Source organism: Streptomyces sp. NPDC051180, from assembly GCF_040689545.1.
In the GTDB taxonomy this organism is placed as follows: Bacteria; Actinomycetota; Actinomycetes; order Streptomycetales; family Streptomycetaceae; genus Streptomyces.
In genome coordinates this window covers 178,911-195,117 of record NZ_JBFBBC010000010.1, presented here as the reverse complement: position 1 = coordinate 195,117, position 16,207 = coordinate 178,911, and the positions used below count along the sequence as shown (strand labels likewise).

Sequence of the window (16,207 nt, the reverse complement as noted above, 5' to 3'; positions counted from 1 at the left end):
CCGTCGCGGACGGCATGCTCGGGGACACCGGGGCCCGGGCGGCGCACTCCGTCCGGGATCCGGGTCCTCGACCCACGAACGTTCCTCTTGGAGGGTGATCCGTCATGTCCCAGGCTCTGCTCGCCGGTCTCGCCCGCACCACCAGGCCCCAGGTGGCGGTGCGTCGGTTCCTCGCTCTCGACGCCGTCGTCACGGGGGCGAACGGGATCGCGTACGCGGCGGCGTCCGGGCCGCTGGGGGAGCTGTTGGGGGTGGACGCGGGCCTGCTGTTCGAACTCGGACTGTTCCTGACGGTGTTCGCTGCCGGGGTGGGATGGCTGGCGAGCAGGCCGGAGCCGTCGGCGCTCGCGGTGAAGGCGGTCGTGGACGCCAACGCGGTGTGGGCGGTGCTCAGCGTCGTCGCCCTCGTCGTGTGGCTGGAGCCGACGACGGCGGGGCTGGTGTGGGCGCCGGTGCAGGCGGCCACGGTGGCGGGGTTCGCCGGGCTGCAGTGGGCGGCGCTGCGGGCGGCTACGCGCTGAGCGCCCGGAGGTAGGTGACGGTGGCCGGGTCGGCCGGGAGGAGCGTCTCGATGGCCAGCTCGGCGACCGTCACGTCCATGGGGGTGTTGAAGGTGGAGATCGACGACACGAACGACAGCACCTGTCCGTCGTGGGCGATCCGCATCGGCAGCGCGAAGTACGGATACGGCTCCTCCACGGGGGAGTCGTCCGCCTCCGCGCCCGGCGGCAGCGGGTACGCCGCCACCTCCTCGTACAGCGCGCGCAGCGACTCCGAGCGGGCCAGGCCGATCTGACGCTCCATCTGGGCGAGCAGATGCCCCCGCCACTCCCGCAGGTTCAGGATGCGGGGCGCGAGGCCCTCGGGATGCAGGGTGATCCGCATCGCGTTGAGCGGGGGGACGAGCAGATGCTCCGGCAGCCCTTCGAGGAGCAGACCGATGCCCCGGTTGGCCGCCACGACGGTGTACGAGCCGTCGACCACGAGCGCGGGGAACGGGTCGTACCCCTGGAGCAGCCGCTCGATGCCCTCCCGCAGCGCCTCCAGCCGCGGTGCGTCGAGCGGCGACTCCGCGTACCGGGGGGCGTACCCCGCGGCGAGCAGCAGCGCGTTCCGTTCGCGGACCGGCACCTCCAGGTGCTCGGCGAGCCTCAGCACCATCTCCTCGCTCGGCCGGGACCGGCCCGTCTCCACGAACGAGATGTGGCGCGCCGAGGAGTCGGCGCGCAGCGCCAGCTCCAGCTGACTCAGCCTCCGCTGCTCACGCCATCCGCGCAGCAGCGCGCCCACGCCCGTGTCGCTCACGACGGTTGTCATGGTCAGACGGTATCCCAGAGGGGGACCCCGGGTACCTATCCTCCGGGGCCCCTGTCCGTCACCCCGCACCACCCGACCGGAGGGAGCACCGCCGTGCCCACACAGCCGCTGTCGCAGAAGGAGATCGAGGACCGGCTGCGGGAGCTGCCCGGCTGGTCGGCCGGCGACCGCCTCTCCCGCACCTACCGGCTCGCCGACCACTTCGCCGCGACCGCCCTCGTCGTCCACGTGGCCCGGATCCAGCAGGAGCTCGACCACCACTCCGACCTCACCCTCGGCTACAACACCGTGGCCCTCGCCGTGCACACCCACTCCGCGGGCGGCGCCCTCACCGAGAAGGACTTCGCCCTCGCCGAGCGCGTCCAGGCGATCGCCGCCGGACACGGCGCCGACTGACGGGCCGTCGCCCGACCGCCGGACCTCCGCCCTCCGCTCTGCGAAGGAACCCCGGCCCGGGCGGAGTTCCGCGCCGGCCCGAGCCCGACCGGGCGCCGGGAACCCAGGCGGTGTCCGGAAGCAGGGCCAGGCGGGACTTTCCGGAGACCCCCTAGGATCGCCGGCATGGCGAACACCGTGCTCGACTACGAGGCCGAGGCAGCGCACTACGACCGCACGCGGGGTGGAGTGCCCCGCGCCCGGGCCGCGGCCGACGCCGTCCTGTCCCTCGTGCCGCCCGGCGCGCGGACCCTGCTCGACCTCGCGTGCGGCACCGGCCTCGTCACCGAACGGCTCGTCAGGCCCGGTCTGGGCGTCTACGGGGCGGACGCCGCCCACGCCATGCTGCGGGCGGCCGCCGAGCGCGTCCCCGGCCGGACCGTGCGGGCCGACGCGCGCCGGCTGCCGCTGCCCGACGCCGCCGTGGACGCGGTCAGCGCCGTCTGGCTGCTCCACCTGGTCCCCTTCGCGCCGGAGATCGTCGCCGAGGCGGCCCGGGTGCTGCGCCCCGGCGGAGTCCTGATCGCCACCGTCGACAAGGACGCCGCCCACGACGTCGGCAGCGACATCGACGCGATCCTCCGCCCGTACCGCTCCGCCCGCCGGCCCTCCGACGGCGCCGGCGCCGTCACCGCGCACGCCGCCGCCCACGGTCTCGACCCCGCACCCGGCACCCACTTCGCCGGTCACGGCCAGGGCGCCACACCCCGGGACACCGTCCGCAAGCTCCGCGCCGGCTACTACGCCTCCTGGTTCCACGGGGAGCAGGCGGAGACCGAGGCACTCGCCGCCGCCCTCACGGCCCTCCCCGACCAGGACCGCCCCCGCCCCGACCCCCGGTACCGGCTGGCCGCCTTCGTCCGGCGCGGCTGAGCCCCCCGGCGCCGGGACCTCCCGCGCCGGGGGAGCCTCACGCTCCGGCCCCGCCCCAGACCTCGGAGGCGAAGGCGGCGAAGGAGCGGGGCTCGCGGCCGAGGACGCGCTTGACGCCGTCCGTCGCGGAGGCGTTGTGGCCGTCGAGGAGGGTCGCGAACAGCGACGCGAGCCACTCGGCCTCGGGCGCCGGGAGGCCGAAGCCGGTGAGCATCCCGGCGTACTCGGCCGGCGAGACGGGGGCGTAGACCACCGGACGGCCCGAGGCGCGGGAGATCTCGGCCGCCACCTCCGCGAAGTCCACCGGCCGTGGCCCCGTCACCTCGTGCACCCGCCCGGCGTGCCCGTCCGAGGTCAGGGTCTCCACGACGACGTCCGCGAGGTCGTCCGCGTCGATGAAGGGCTCGGCCGTGCCGCCGGCCGGGAAGACGACCGCGCCCTCGGCGACCCCCTCGGCGAGCAGGCCCTCGGAGAAGTTCTGCGCGAAGAACGAGGCGCGGACGACGGTCAGTTCGACACCGGAGGCCGCCGTGCGCAGGGAGTCCTCCGCGAGGACCGCCTCGGGCTCGCCGCGGCCGGAGAGCAGGGTGAGCCGCCGTACGCCGTTCTCGGCGGCCAGCCGCCCGAAGGCCGCCATCGCCTCGACCGCGCCGGGGGCGGCCAGGTCGGGGTAGTAGGCCACGTAGGCGGCGTCGGCGCCCCGCAGCGCGGGGGCCCAGGTCTCCGGGGCCTCCCAGTCGAAGGGCGTGGCGCCGGTGCGGGACCCGGCGCGGACCGTGGCGCCGCGCGCCGCGAGCCGTGTCGCGACGCGGCGGCCGGTCTTGCCGGTGGCGCTGGTCACCAGCACCGTGGCGGCGGAGGCGGTCGAAGTGGTCTGCGTCTGCTGCGTGTTCGTCGTCATGGCTCAAGCCTCCCGCCCACGGCGCCCGGCGCCCATGCTCCGCCGTCTCACGGACCTACGCCTGCGTCTCGGCCGCGCGCACGCTCTACCCTTGCCCACCATGGACGCACTCGCCGGACTGCTCGACGGGCCCCGCGCCAAGGGGGCCTTCCTGCTGCGCATGATCATGGAGCCGCCGTGGTCCGTGCGGATCGAGGACGGCGCCCCGATCTGCCTGATGTGCGTCACCGAGGGCGAGGCGTGGATGGTCCCCGACACCGGGGAGCCCTTCCTGCTGCGGCCCGGGGACATCGCGATCGCGCGCGGCCCGGAGCCGTACACCGTCGCCGACGCCCCCGACGCACCGCCCCGGGCCCGGATCGGCCCCGACGGCAACTGCACCACGCTGACCGGCGAGCCCCTCTCCCAGTCCATGCGGCTCGGCGTCCGCACCTGGGGCAACGCCCCGGACGGCGGCACCACGGTCCTGGTCGGCACCTACCTGATGGACGGCGAGGTCGGCCGCCGGCTCCTCGACGCCCTGCCGGCGCTGGTCCACCTCCCCGCGGACGTGTGGAACTGCCCCCTCATGCCCTTCCTCGACGAGGAGATCTCCCGTGACGAGCCCGGCCAGAGCGTCGTCCTGGACCGGGTCCTCGACCTGCTGCTGATCGCCGCCGTCCGCGCCTGGTTCGCCCGGCCCGGCGCGGAGGCCCCCGCCTGGTACCGGGCGATGGGCGACCCCGTGGTCGGTCAGGCGCTCCGGCTGCTGCAGAACGATCCCGCCCACCCCTGGACGGTGGCCTCGCTCGCCGCGAAGACGGGGGTGTCCCGGGCGGCGCTCGCCCGCCGCTTCACGAGCCTCGTCGGCGAGCCCCCGATGGCGTACCTCACCGGCTGGCGGATCGCGCTCGCCGCCGACCTGCTGCGCGAGCCGGACGCCACGGTGGAGGCCGTCGCCCGGCGGGTCGGCTACAGCGGAGCCTTCGCCCTGAGCGCCGCCTTCAAGCGGGTCCGGGGCATCAGTCCGCAGGAACACCGGACCGCGCGGGCCTGACGGGACCGGCGGGCGCGGTCATCGTGGGCCCCCGGTCGTACCGGGCCCCGGCCGCACCACGCGGGTGTGACGGCACCCGGTCCTGATTTGCCGGACCGGCAACATTTCTCGCAGTCCGGGCAGTCTCGTCGCACCCTGGAGCCATGAGTCAGCATCGCGCATCCCACCCGGACCCCTCGCACGACGAGCGCCACGGCAGCCGGCCCGCCGAAGGACACGGACACGGGCCCGCCGAAGGACACGGACACGGGCCCGCCGAAGGGCACCGGCACGGCCATCAGCACGACGGCGCCCACACCCACCTGGACTGGAGCGAGCTGGCTCCGCTCCTGGAGGGCCAGGCCGAGATCGCGAGCCCGGCCTACGCGGACGCCGCGGCCTGGCTCGGCACCCTCGTCCCGGCACCCGGGGTCCGCCGGATCCTCGACGTCGGCAGCGGTCCGGGTGTCGTCACCAGCCTGCTCGCCGAGGCGTTCCCGGCGGCCGAGGCGGTGGCCGTCGACGGCAGCCCCGAGCTGCTCGCCCTGGCACGGGCCCGCGCCGACGCCCGCGGCCTCGGTGCGCGCGTGACCACCCTGCACGCCGAACTCCCGGAGGCGATCGACTCCTTGGGGAGGGCCGACATCATCTGGGCGGGCAACTCCCTGCACCACATGGGCGACCAGAGCGACGCGCTCGCCCGGTTCGCCGAACAGCTGCATCCCGGCGGCCTGATGGTCCTCGTCGAGGGCGGGCTGCCCACCCGGCACCTGCCGTGGCACATCGGGATCGGCCGGCCGGGTCTGGAGGCCCGGCTCGACGCCGCCCACGCCGACTGGTTCGGCGAGATGCGCGCCGACCTGCCCGACACCAAGGACGAGCCGGACGACTGGCGGGCGCTCCTCGCCGGCGCCGGACTCACCCCGGCCGGCACCCGCACCTTCCTCACCGACCTCCCCGCCCCGGTGTCCCCGGTCGTGCGGGAGCTGGCCGTCGCCCACTACACGCGGCTGCGGGAGGGCGTCGGCTTCCGCATCGCGCCGGACGACAAGGAGACGCTCGACCGGCTCCTCGACCCGGCCGACGCGCTGTCGCTGCACCGGCGCACGGATCTCTTCCAGCTGACGGCCCGTACGGTGCACACCGCCCGCAAGGGCTGACCCGCGGGCCCGGCGCCCGGCGTCAGGACACCGGCTCCAGCCGCCACCACTGGAACGGGGAGTCGGTGTCCTCCCACTGACGCACGTCGCCGCCGGCCTCCGTCGACTCGTCGGCGACCTCCAGGAACAGCCCGCTGACGAAGCTCACCAGGGCCACCGTCCCCGGCGACTGGAGGTCCTGCTCGATGATCCACTCCTGCGCGCCGAAGTTGTTCGCCTTCCACTGCTGGACGTTGGCGCCGTTCTCCGTGGAGGCGTTCGCCACGTCGAGACGCTTGCCGCTCGCCGCGTTGACCAGGTGGTGGAGCCCGCCGCCGTTCGGCACGGGCGTGATGTGCCAGTGCTGCCCGGGGGTGCCGTCCTCGGTGCCCTGCTGCACGTTCGCCCCGCTGCGGCTCGAACCCCCGTACACCTCCAGCAGCAGCCCGCTGGCCACGTTCCGCACCCGGTAGAGGCCCGCCTCGACGGGTCCCGGACCACCGCTCACCCTTCCCACTCCTTCGTCTCGCCCCGCTGTCGGACGCGCGGCGCGCGGGCCGCGGGCCGGCCCCGTGGAGAGCCGTCATCGACTCTACGTCCCGGGTCCGACAGCGGGCCGGGCCTGACACCATGGGGCCGGTGTCGGGCCGGGCCTGACACCATGGGGCCGGTGACCGCTCCCGATCTCCGTTCCCTGCTCGACGACCCCGCGCGGGTCCTGCGCCACGACCGCGCCGAGCTCCGCACCCGCCTCGACGCCCTGGCGGACGACGACGGCGGGGTGGGCCGCGAGGTGTTCACCCAGGCCGAGGCCGTCTTCGGCGCCGCTCCCGTGACCCCCGCCGAGTTCGCGTCGTGGCTGCACTTCGCGGCCACCGTCCTCGGCCACCACGCCTACGCCGACCGGATCACCGCCGCCGAACCGGGGCTGCCGTGGCGGACGGTGTGGGCGTGGTGGCGGCCCGTCGGCGCCTACGAGGCCGAGCCGAACCTCAGCGGCGACCGCTCCGCCGAGATGTACGAGGCCGACGGGCGGCCGCTGCTCAAGCTCTGGGCGCTGTGGTGCCGGGACACCTGGTTCGACCCGGCCACCGGGCGGGTCCTCCCCGCCCCCGCCGACGGCGCGGAGCCCCTGGACGACGTGGAGCCGGACGGACCGTGGCTGTTCGACGCCGACGAGGAGTCCTGGGCGCTGCGCGCCCCCGACGGCTGGGAGGAGCCGGTCCCGCTGGAGGGCGGCCGCTTCGTCTTCCTGGACGCGCGCGGGGTGGCCGTCGTCGAGCCGAACGGCGAGGCCCTCGCCGACTGGCCGACCGGCGGAGCCGACACGGCCGAGCGGACACCGGCGGAGGGCGGACCGTGGTTCCGCCCCGGTACGAGGGACGACGCGGGTTCCCTCACCGCGGCCCGGCTCGACGCGGTGTTCGGCCCCGCCGGGGTCGTCCGCGTCGCGGCGGACGACCTGCCCGCGGCCCTCGTCCACGCGCCCACCCGCGCCCTGCTGGCCGAGGTCGGCGTGCCGCGTCACTGGGCGGCCGGCGTCACGTCGTTCGCGACGGCGGGAGGCTTCCTGGAACCCGGCCCGGAGGGCCTGCTGCGCCTCGGCTCCTTCGACCTCGGCCACTGCGACCCCGGGGAGGTGTTCCTGCACCCGGTGACCGGAGCGGTCGGCATGCGGCAGCCGGACGGCAGCCACGGCCCCGGCGGCGACGCCGTCTTCCCGCTCGTCCGCGACCTGGACTCCTTCGTCCGCTTCCTGGAGGGCGTCCGCCGGTACATGGGCGCGTGCTGGGACCCGTACGCGGGGGAGGACGGGGTGAAGGCGTTCCTCCGGGCCATGGCGGAGGCGGACGCCGGGGCGCTCGCCGAGGGGGCGCCCGGCGCCGACGTGTGGGAGCACCTCTTCGCCTCGATCACCGAACTGGGCGTCGACGGCTACTGAGCCCGGGGCGGGTCACCGGGCCCGGCGCCGACGCGCGCGGGGCCCGGCACCCGCGGTCACCGGGCCCGCCGTCCGCCCCCGAGGCGGCGCCGCACCGCCGAGGCGGCGCGGCGCGGCAGGCTCCTCCGCCGTGTCCTTCAGGCGCCGACGTTGAACTCCGCCGGGTCCGGGCCGAGGCGGCGGTTCTCGTCGAGGGCGGCGATGGCGGCCAGGTCCTCGGCGTCGAGCTCGAAGTCGAAGACGTCGATGTTCTCGCGGATGCGCGAGGGGGTGACCGACTTCGGGATCACCACGTTCCCGAGCTGGAGGTGCCAGCGGAGCACCACCTGGGCGGGGGTCCGCTCGTGCTTGCGGGCGATGGCGACGATCGCCGGGACCTCCAGGAGCCCGCGGCCCTGGCCCAGCGGCGACCACGCCTCGGTCGCGATGCCGAGCTTGGCGTGCGCCTCGCGGGACGCCTGCTGGGGGAGCTGCGGGTGGAGCTCGATCTGGTTGACGGCGGGCACGACCGAGGTCTCGCCGATCAGCCGCTCCAGGTGCTCCGGCAGGAAGTTCGAGACGCCGATCGCCTTGGCGCGCCCGTCCGCGTGGATCTTCTCGAAGGCGCGGTACGTGTCCACGTACGCGTCCTTCGCCGGCACCGGCCAGTGGATCAGGTAGAGGTCGACGTAGTCGAGGCCCAGCTTGTCGAGCGAGGCGTCGAAGGCCCTCAGCGTCGAGTCGTAGCCCTGCTCGCTGTTCCACAGCTTGGTGGTGACGAACAGCTCTTCGCGGGGGATGCCGGAGGCGGCGACGGCCTGGCCCGTGCCCACCTCGTTCTGGTAGATCGCGGCGGTGTCGATCGAGCGGTAGCCGGCCTCCAGTGCGGTCGCCACGGCCGTCGCCGCCTCGTCGTCCGGCACCTGCCACACGCCGAAGCCCAGCTGCGGCATGGCGACGCCGTTGGCGAGGGTGATCGAGGGAACCTTGCTGTCCGTGCTCACGTGGCCTGGATCCTTACGTTGTCTCGGGTCGTGACGGCCGTACGCCCCTGCCGGTCGTACGGGCACTTCCCAGCTTCAACGATCAAGGGCCGCCGCGCATTCCTCCCGGGCGCGATCCGTCCCCTCGAAGCGGCTCAGCCGTACAGCGCCTCGACCTCCGCCGCGTAGGCCCGCTCGATGGCCTTGCGCTTCAGCTTCAGCGAGGGGGTGAGCAGCCCGTGCTCCTCGCTGAAGGGATGGGCGAGGATCCGGAAGGTGCGGATGGACTCGGCCTGCGAGACCAGCGTGTTCGCCGCGACGACGCCGCGCCGGATCTCCGTCTCCAGAGCCGGGTCGCGGACCAGCTCGGCGGGGGCCATCGGCGGCCGCCCCTGCATCGCCAGCCAGTGCTCCACCGCCTCCTGGTCGACGGTGACCAGTGCGGCGACGTACGGCCTGTCGTTGCCGACGACGATGCACTGGGCGATCAGCGGATGCGCCCGCACCCGCTCCTCCAGACCGGAGGGGGCGACGCTCTTGCCGCCGGAGGTCACCAGGATCTCCTTCTTCCGCCCGGTGATCGTCAGATAGCCGTCCGCGTCGAGGGAGCCGAGGTCGCCGGTGGCCAGCCAGCCGTCGTTGAGGACGGCGGCGGTCGCGTCGGGGTCGTTCAGGTAGCCGGAGAAGACCTGGCCGCCGTGCAGCCACACCTCGCCGTCCTCCGCGATGTGCACCGTCGTGCCCGGGACCGGCTGCCCGACCGTGCCGTACTTGGTGCGCCCCGGCGGGTTCGCGGTCGCGGCCGCCGACGACTCGGTCAGCCCGTACCCCTCGAAGACCGTCACGCCCGCACCCGCGAAGAACAGCCCCTGTCTGCGGTCCATCGCCGAACCGCCCGACATCGCGTGGCGGACCCGCCCGCCGAGGGCCGCCCTGACCTTGCCGTACACCGTCTTCTCGAAGAACTGGTGCTGCACGCGCAGCGCCGCCGACGGCCCCGGGCCGGTCCCGAACGCCTTCTGCTCCAGCGCCTCGGCGTACGCGACCGCCACCTCCACGGCCTTGTCGAACGGGCCGGTCCTCCCCTCGCTCTCGGCCTTGCGCCGGGCCGCGTGGAAGAGCTTCTCGAAGACGTACGGCACGGCCAGCACGAAGCTCGGCCGGAACGCCACCAGGTCGGGCAGCAGCTCGGCCGCCGCCATCACCGGCTGGTGCCCCAGCTTCACCCCGCTGCGCACCGCCGCGACCTCCACCATCCGCCCGAAGACGTGCGCGAGCGGCAGGAACAGCAGGGTCGACGCCTCGTCCCCGGGCCGGGACCGGAACACCGGCTCCCAGCGCCCCACGAGCATGTCCGTCTCGAACATGAGGTTCGCGTGGGTGATCACACAGCCCTTCGGGCGGCCCGTCGTGCCCGAGGTGTAGATGACCGTCGCCACCGTCTCCGGGGTCACCGCCCTGCGGTGCCGGTGCACGACCTCCTCGTCGATGTCCGTGCCCGCCGCCGTCAGCTCCGCCACCGCGCCCGCGTCCAGCTGCCACAGCCGCTGGAGCCGGGGCAGCCGGTCGATCACCGAACCGATCGTCATCGCGTGGTCCTCGTGCTCCACCACGCACGCCGTGACCTCGGAGTCGTACAGCATCCAGAAGACCTGCTCGGCGGAGGAGGTCGGATAGACCGGCACGGACTGCGCGCCCAGCGTCCACAGCGCGAAGTCGAAGAGCGTCCACTCGTAGCGGGTGCGGGCCATGATCGCGACCCGGTCGCCGAACCGCACGCCCTCGGCGATCAGCCCCCTCGCGAGCCCGACGACCTCGTCGCGGAACTCCGCGGCGGTCACGTCCCGCCACTTCCCGTCCGGGCCCGGATCCCTCCGGCCGAACGCGATCCGGCCCGGCTCGTCGAGGGCGCGGTCGAACACGGCGTCCGCCAGACCGCCGACCTGAGGCGCCGCCTCGACGGGCGGCACGGTGAACTCGCGCACTGACCTGCTCCTCGACCGCTCGATGGCTGGAAAAGTCCGTTGTCGCGCTCCGTACGGCGCGGGTGACGGTACCCCACCCGCCTGCCCGGCGGGAGGGCCTTCACCAAGCCGGGACATTCTGTGTTCTCACAGGTCAGGGACGGTGAGGTGGCCAAGTCGCGGGCCCTTCCAGCGTGTTACGGACCGGTCGGTACGTCCGCCGGGCGGGAATCTCCACGGAATCTGTACCGGCCGCTCACGCGCGGACCCCCGCGGCGCCGCTTCCCGGGCGCCGGGGGCCTTCACGGGCCGGGCCGTCAGCGAGGCCGGTGCAGCCGGTCCCCGCCCGCGAGGATCGCCTCCGCCAGCGCGTCCGCCGCCTCCTGGACGGCCCCGCCCCGGCGGCCCGTCCGCAGCACGAAGCCGACCTCGCCGAGCTCCGGCAGCCCGGCACGGGCCGGCACGGGGACGAGACCCGGCGGCACCAGACCCCGGGTGTGCGCCATCACGCCGAGCCCGGCGCGGGCCGCCGCGACGTTCGCGCTGAGGCTGGAACTCGTGCACGCGATCCGCCACGCCCGGCCCTGGGCCTCCAGGGCCTCCAGGGCCCGCGCCCGGGTGATCCCCGGCGGCGGGTAGAGGATGAGCGGCACCGGCCGGTCGGGGTCGAGCCGCAGCCCCGGCGCCCCGATCCAGACGAGCGAGTCCTCCCAGACGAGCCGGCCACCGCTCTCCGCCCCCCGCCGCTTGGCGAGGATCAGATCGAGCCGGCCCGCCGCCAGCCGGGCCTGGAGCGTCCCCGACAGCTCGACCGTCAGTTCCAGGTCGACCTCGGGGTGCTCGCGCCGGAACGACGCGAGGATCTCCGGCAGCCGGGTCGTCACGAAGTCCTCCGAGGCGCCGAAGCGCAGCCGGCCGCGCAGCCGGGTCCCGCCGAAGAACGCCGCCGCCCGTTCGTGCGCCTGGAGGATGGTGCGGGCGAACCCGAGCATCGCCTCGCCGTCCTCCGTCAGCTCCACCCGATGGGTGTCCCGGGTGAACAGCGGCCGGCCCGTCGCCTCCTCCAGACGCCGCACGTGCTGGCTGACGGTCGACTGGCGCAGACCGAGCCGTTCGGCGGCGCGCGTGAAGCTCAGCGTCTGGGCCACGGCGAGGAAGGTGCGCAGCTGCGCGGGCTCGTACACGGGTCGACGCTACCGCGGCACGGGTCATCGCGAACCGTGATGACAGTCAGAGGGCTGTACGGGATTCCCGATCACCGGCCCGTGGAGCAGGATGAGAGGGCGCGATCCCCGCACGGAACGGCGCCACCCCCGCAGCGCACAGAGCAGTGGAGACCATGACCCGCCCCATCCCGCGCCCCGCCGGCCCCGGCCGTGCCGGCCTCCGCCTGCTGTCCCGGATACCCGTCGACGGGTACGTCCTGGCGCTGCTCGGCACGGTCGCCCTCGCCGCGCTCCTGCCCGCGTCCGGCGCGGCCGCGGACGTCGCCGAGGGCGCGTCGACCGGCGCCGTGGCGCTGCTCTTCTTCCTCTACGGCGCCCGGCTCTCCACCCGCGAGGCCCTCGACGGCCTCCGCCACTGGCGGCTCCACCTCACCGTCCTCGGCTGCACCTTCCTGCTCTTCCCCCTCCTCGGCCTCGCCGCGCAGGGCCTCGCCCCGACCGTGCTCACCCCCGAGCTGGCCGGCGGGCTCCTCTTCCTCTGCCTGGTGCCGTCCACGATCCAGTCGTCCATCGCCTTCACCTCGATCGCCCGGGGGAACGTGCCCGCCGCGATCTGCGCCGGCTCCTTCTCCTCGCTCGCCGGCATCGTCCTCACCCCGCTGCTCGCGGCACTGCTCCTCGGGAACAGCGCGGGCGGCCTCTCCGCCGACGCGCTCCTCAAGATCGTGCTCCAGCTCCTCGTGCCGTTCCTCGCGGGCCAGCTCCTGCGCCGCTGGGTCGGCGGCTTCCTCGCCCGCCACCGCAAGGTCCTCGGCCTCGTCGACCGCGGCTCGATCCTCCTCGTCGTCTACACCGCCTTCAGCCAGGGCATGGTCGCCGGCATCTGGCACCTGGTGACCCCCGTCCGGCTCGTCCTGCTGCTCGCCGTCGAGGCCGTCCTGCTGGCCGTGATGCTCGCCCTGAGCTGGCACGGGGCCCGGCTCCTCGGCTTCGACCGGGGCGACCGCATCGCCGTCCAGTTCGCCGGCTCGAAGAAGAGCCTGGCCGCCGGGCTGCCCATGGCGAGCGTCCTCTTCGGCCCGCAGGCCGCGCTCGCCGTCCTGCCGCTGATGCTCTTCCACCAGATGCAGCTGATGGTCTGCGCGGTCATCGCCAAGCGCCGCTCGCGGGACCCGGAGCCCGCCCCGGCGGAGCCCGCTTCCCCGGAGCCCGCCCCGGCGAAGACCGGTCCGCCGGAGAACAGCGGCACGGAGGCGGTTCGCGGCCCCGGGCCCGCACCCGTGCCCGGGGCCGCGCCCGGCCGATGACCCCGTGCGCCCCCTCGCGTCGGCCGGATCACACCACCGGCGGCCCCGGGATGATCATCGGGGCCGCTACGGTGCTCCCATGCCCGCACTCGATCCCGGCAGCACCGCGCTCGTCCTCGTCGACCTGATGGAACGCATCGTCGCGCTGCCCCTCGCCCCCCGACCCGGCACCGACGTCCTCGCGGCGTCCACCCGGCTCGCCGACACCTTCCGCGCCGCCGGCGCGCCCGTCGTCCACATCCGGGTCGAACGGCCGAACGTCGACAGCCAGCCGCCCGGCAGCGACCTCGTCGCCGGCCTCGTCCGGGACGGCGAGCACGTCGTCGTCAAGCGGACCATCGGCGGCTTCCAGGACACCGGGCTCCACGCGCTGCTCTCCGGACTGGGCGCCACCACCCTGGTGTTCGGCGGCATCGCCACCAACCTCGGCGTCGAGTCCACGGCCCGCGCCGCCGGCGACCTCGGCTACGACCTCGTCTTCGCCGAGGACGCGATGGCGGCCCTCACCGCCGACGAGCACCGCGCCTCCGTCGACCTCGACTTCCCGCGCCTCGGCACGGTCGCCCCGGTCGCCGGGATCACGCTGGACGGTCCGGAGTGACCCCGGTGCCGATACGGTACGGGGCCCGCCCCTGCTCGCTCGTCGTCTGCCGCGGCTGCTGCTGCGGCGACGCCCGCAAGAACCCCGGCACCGACCACGCCGGCCAGCTCGCCCGCCTCACGGAGGCCGCCGCGGCCTCCGGCGGCAGACTCGCCGTCCGCACCAGCGACTGCCTCGGACCCTGCGCCCAGGCCAACATCGTCGTCGTCCAGCCCTCCACCGAGGGCCGCCGCCGCGGCGGCCGGGCCGCGTGGATCGGTTTCACCCTCGACGAGGACTGCCTCGACGACATCCTCGACTGGACGGCCGCCGGCGGCCCGGGCATCGCCCCGCCCCCGGCCACCCTCGCCCTCCAGATGATCGACCCGCCGAAGAACTGAGCCGGACCCGGATCGCGGTCGCGTCAGACGGCGATCCGGTGCTCGCCCGCGTACACGTTCATGTCCGGCCCGCGCAGGAAGCCCACCAGCGTCAGCCCGGTCTCGGCGGCCAGGTCGACGGCGAGCGAGGACGGCGCGGAGACGGCCGCGAGGACCGGGATGCCGGCCATCACGGCCTTCTGCGCCAGCTCGAACGAGGCCCGCCCCGAGACGAGCAGCACCGCCCGCTCCAGCGGCAGCAGCCCCTCCCGCAGAGCCCGTCCCACCAGCTTGTCCACGGCGTTGTGCCGGCCGACGTCCTCCCGGACGTCCAGCAGCTCGCCCTCCTCGGTGAAGAGCGCCGCCGCGTGCAGACCGCCGGTCGTGTCGAAGACCCGCTGCGCCGCCCGCAGCCGTTCGGGCAGCAGGGACAGCAGTTCCGGGGAGAGCCGTACCGGGGGAGTGTCGGCGATCGGGAAGCGGGCCGTGGTGCGGACCGCGTCCAGGCTGGCCTTCCCGCACAGGCCGCACGACGACGTCGTGTAGACGTTCCGCTCCAGACTGATGTCCGGGACCGCCACCCCGGGCGCCAGCTGCACGTCCACGACGTTGTACGTGTTGCGACCGTCGTCCGTGGCCCCCGCGCAGTACACGATGTTCCGCACGTCCGAGGCGGCGGCGAGGACCCCCTCGCTGACCAGGAACCCGGCCGCGAGCGCGAAGTCGTCGCCCGGGGTGCGCATGGTGATCGCGATCGGGCGCCCGTTCAGCCGGATCTCCAGCGGCTCCTCGGCCACCAGCGTGTCCGGCCGTGCGTTGACCGCACCGCCACGGATCCGCAGCACACGCCGTCGCTCGGTGACCCGACCCATCGTGACCGTTCTCGATTCTCTCCGCCGTGAAGGCCGGGAAGACCCCGGCCGGGCCATTCTCCTCCACCCGCACCGGCGCCACACGCGGGCCGGCGGCGGCCGCGGACCCCGCCCCCACCAGGGACGTTGTCACGGTCGGCCAAGCAGTACGGGGGAATCTTGGTGGTTTACGTCACCGGTTACCCATCAGTCGCTGGCAAGACTGGGTGATCCGCCGCACGAACCACCTAGGGGGTCCCGGGTATGACGGGCACTCGTATCGCCGCGCTCGGGCACTACCAGCCCGCCAAGGTGCTCACCAACCACGATCTCGCCGAGATCGTCGACACCGACGACGCGTGGATCACCAGCCGGGTCGGCATCCGCACCCGGCACGTCGCCGGACCCGACGAGCCGGTCGACGAGCTCGCCGCCCACGCGGCCGGCAAGGCCCTCGCCGCGGCCGGCCTCACCCCCGGCGACATCGACCTCGTCCTCGTCGCCACCTCCACCGCGATCGACCGCTCCCCGAACACGGCCGCCCGCGTCGCCGCCCGCCTCGGCATGGCGTCGCCCGCCACCATGGACCTCAACGTGGTGTGCGCCGGCTTCACACACGCCCTCGCCACCGCCGACCACGCCGTGCGTGCCGGCGGCGCCCGCCGGGTCCTGGTGATCGGCGCCGACAAGATGACCGCCGTCACCGACTGGACGGACCGCACCACCTGTGTCCTCACCGGCGACGGCGCGGGCGCCGCGATCGTCGAGGCCGTCGAGGACGCGGACGCGGGCGACGAGCCCGGCATCGGGCCCGTGCTCTGGGGCTCGGTACCCGAGATGGGCCACGCCGTCCGGATCGAGGGCACCCCGCCCGTCTTCGCGCAGGAGGGGCAGTCCGTGTACCGCTGGGCCACCCAGCAGCTCCCCGCGCTCGCCCGCAAGGCATGCGAACGCTCCGGCGTCGCCCCCGAGGACCTCGCCGGCGTGGTCCTGCACCAGGCCAACCTGCGGATCATCGAGCCGCTGGCCGCGAAGATCGGCGCCGTCAACGCGATCGTCGCCCGCGACGTCGTCGACTCCGGCAACACCTCGGCCGCCTCCATCCCGCTCGCCCTCGCCAAGCTGGTCGAGCGCGGCGAACTCCCCTCCGGCGCCCCCGTCCTGCTCTTCGGCTTCGGCGGCAACCTCTCGTACGCGGGCCAGGTCGTCCGCGTCCCCTGAGGCAGCGGCCGGCGCGCCGGCCCGGATGCCTCCGTTCGGCGGCGCGCCGGTGGCGGCGCACCGGGGGCGGACCTAGCTTCGATCACGGTGAGGGTCGTTTCGTCCCGGCCGCGGAATCGCTCCGCGCCCGAGCCCTCGTGTGAACCGGAGGACC

At 74.7% G+C, this 16,207-nt stretch carries 17 protein-coding genes; 10 read left to right on the top strand and 7 right to left on the bottom strand.

Annotated elements, in window-relative coordinates; genetic code table 11:
- Positions 1-104: 104 nt before the first annotated feature.
- Positions 105-521 carry a hypothetical protein gene (locus tag AB0424_RS19740; RefSeq protein WP_366307077.1) on the top strand — a complete coding sequence of 139 codons (417 nt, stop codon included), beginning with the start codon at positions 105-107 and terminating at the stop codon, positions 519-521.
- On the opposite strand, the gene AB0424_RS19735 is transcribed toward AB0424_RS19740, so the two are convergent.
- A complete protein-coding gene (locus AB0424_RS19735) occupies positions 511-1,317 on the bottom strand; it encodes a helix-turn-helix transcriptional regulator (protein ID WP_366307075.1) in 807 nt (268 codons plus the stop codon). The genes AB0424_RS19740 and AB0424_RS19735 overlap by 11 nt on opposite strands.
- Before the next feature lie 93 nt (positions 1,318-1,410).
- On the opposite strand from AB0424_RS19735, the gene AB0424_RS19730 reads away from it, so the two are divergent.
- A complete protein-coding gene (locus AB0424_RS19730) occupies positions 1,411-1,713 on the top strand; it encodes a 4a-hydroxytetrahydrobiopterin dehydratase (protein ID WP_366307073.1) in 303 nt (100 codons plus the stop codon).
- A gap of 165 nt (positions 1,714-1,878) precedes the next feature.
- Positions 1,879-2,625 carry a class I SAM-dependent methyltransferase gene (locus AB0424_RS19725; protein WP_366307071.1) on the top strand — a complete coding sequence of 249 codons (747 nt, stop codon included), beginning with the start codon at positions 1,879-1,881 and terminating at the stop codon, positions 2,623-2,625.
- A gap of 37 nt (positions 2,626-2,662) precedes the next feature.
- Here AB0424_RS19725 and AB0424_RS19720 read toward each other — a convergent pair whose 3' ends face one another.
- On the bottom strand, positions 2,663-3,526 hold the full coding sequence (locus tag AB0424_RS19720; protein WP_366307069.1) for an NmrA family transcriptional regulator: 864 nt from the start codon (positions 3,524-3,526) through the stop codon (positions 2,663-2,665).
- Positions 3,527-3,626: 100 nt separating this feature from the next.
- On the opposite strand from AB0424_RS19720, the gene AB0424_RS19715 reads away from it, so the two are divergent.
- Together AB0424_RS19715 and AB0424_RS19710 are read left to right on the top strand one after the other, a co-directional pair.
- Positions 3,627-4,562: an AraC family transcriptional regulator gene (locus AB0424_RS19715; protein ID WP_366307067.1), complete on the top strand. Its 936-nt coding sequence runs from the start codon at positions 3,627-3,629 to the stop codon at positions 4,560-4,562.
- 143 nt (positions 4,563-4,705) lie between these two features.
- Positions 4,706-5,701: a class I SAM-dependent methyltransferase gene (locus AB0424_RS19710; protein WP_366307065.1), complete on the top strand. Its 996-nt coding sequence runs from the start codon at positions 4,706-4,708 to the stop codon at positions 5,699-5,701.
- Positions 5,702-5,723: 22 nt separating this feature from the next.
- On the opposite strand, the gene AB0424_RS19705 is transcribed toward AB0424_RS19710, so the two are convergent.
- The gene (locus AB0424_RS19705) at positions 5,724-6,188 is read right to left on the bottom strand and encodes an RICIN domain-containing protein (protein WP_366307063.1); all 465 of its coding nucleotides are present in this window, start codon (positions 6,186-6,188) and stop codon (positions 5,724-5,726) included.
- A gap of 162 nt (positions 6,189-6,350) precedes the next feature.
- Between AB0424_RS19705 and AB0424_RS19700 the strand changes: the two genes are divergently transcribed.
- Complete coding sequence (locus AB0424_RS19700; protein WP_366307061.1) at positions 6,351-7,622, top strand: SUKH-4 family immunity protein; 1,272 nt, start codon at positions 6,351-6,353, stop codon at positions 7,620-7,622.
- Between the two features lie 137 nt (positions 7,623-7,759).
- Here AB0424_RS19700 and AB0424_RS19695 read toward each other — a convergent pair whose 3' ends face one another.
- From AB0424_RS19695 to AB0424_RS19685, 3 genes are all read right to left on the bottom strand, one after another.
- Positions 7,760-8,554, bottom strand: coding sequence for an aldo/keto reductase (locus AB0424_RS19695; RefSeq protein WP_366307279.1), 795 nt, complete (start codon positions 8,552-8,554; stop codon positions 7,760-7,762).
- A 185-nt stretch (positions 8,555-8,739) separates the two neighbouring features.
- Positions 8,740-10,569 carry a long-chain fatty acid--CoA ligase gene (locus tag AB0424_RS19690; RefSeq protein ID WP_366307059.1) on the bottom strand — a complete coding sequence of 610 codons (1,830 nt, stop codon included), beginning with the start codon at positions 10,567-10,569 and terminating at the stop codon, positions 8,740-8,742.
- Between the two features lie 296 nt (positions 10,570-10,865).
- Positions 10,866-11,732: a LysR substrate-binding domain-containing protein gene (locus AB0424_RS19685; RefSeq protein ID WP_366307057.1), complete on the bottom strand. Its 867-nt coding sequence runs from the start codon at positions 11,730-11,732 to the stop codon at positions 10,866-10,868.
- A gap of 155 nt (positions 11,733-11,887) precedes the next feature.
- Between AB0424_RS19685 and AB0424_RS19680 the strand changes: the two genes are divergently transcribed.
- From AB0424_RS19680 to AB0424_RS19670, 3 genes are all read left to right on the top strand, one after another.
- Positions 11,888-13,021 carry a bile acid:sodium symporter gene (locus AB0424_RS19680; protein ID WP_366307055.1) on the top strand — a complete coding sequence of 378 codons (1,134 nt, stop codon included), beginning with the start codon at positions 11,888-11,890 and terminating at the stop codon, positions 13,019-13,021.
- 79 nt (positions 13,022-13,100) lie between these two features.
- Positions 13,101-13,622: an isochorismatase family protein gene (locus tag AB0424_RS19675; protein ID WP_366307053.1), complete on the top strand. Its 522-nt coding sequence runs from the start codon at positions 13,101-13,103 to the stop codon at positions 13,620-13,622.
- Positions 13,619-14,002, top strand: a complete 384-nt coding sequence (locus AB0424_RS19670; RefSeq protein ID WP_366307051.1) for a (2Fe-2S) ferredoxin domain-containing protein — start codon at positions 13,619-13,621, stop codon at positions 14,000-14,002. Before AB0424_RS19675 ends, AB0424_RS19670 begins: the two co-directional genes overlap by 4 nt.
- Positions 14,003-14,025: 23 nt before the next feature.
- Here AB0424_RS19670 and fdhD read toward each other — a convergent pair whose 3' ends face one another.
- Entirely contained in the window at positions 14,026-14,853 is an 828-nt protein-coding gene (fdhD, locus tag AB0424_RS19665) for a formate dehydrogenase accessory sulfurtransferase FdhD (protein WP_366307049.1), read from the bottom strand.
- 243 nt (positions 14,854-15,096) lie between these two features.
- Here fdhD and AB0424_RS19660 point away from each other — a divergent pair, with 243 nt between their 5' ends.
- Entirely contained in the window at positions 15,097-16,053 is a 957-nt protein-coding gene (locus tag AB0424_RS19660) for a beta-ketoacyl-ACP synthase III (protein ID WP_366307047.1), read from the top strand.
- Positions 16,054-16,207: the final 154 nt, after the last annotated feature.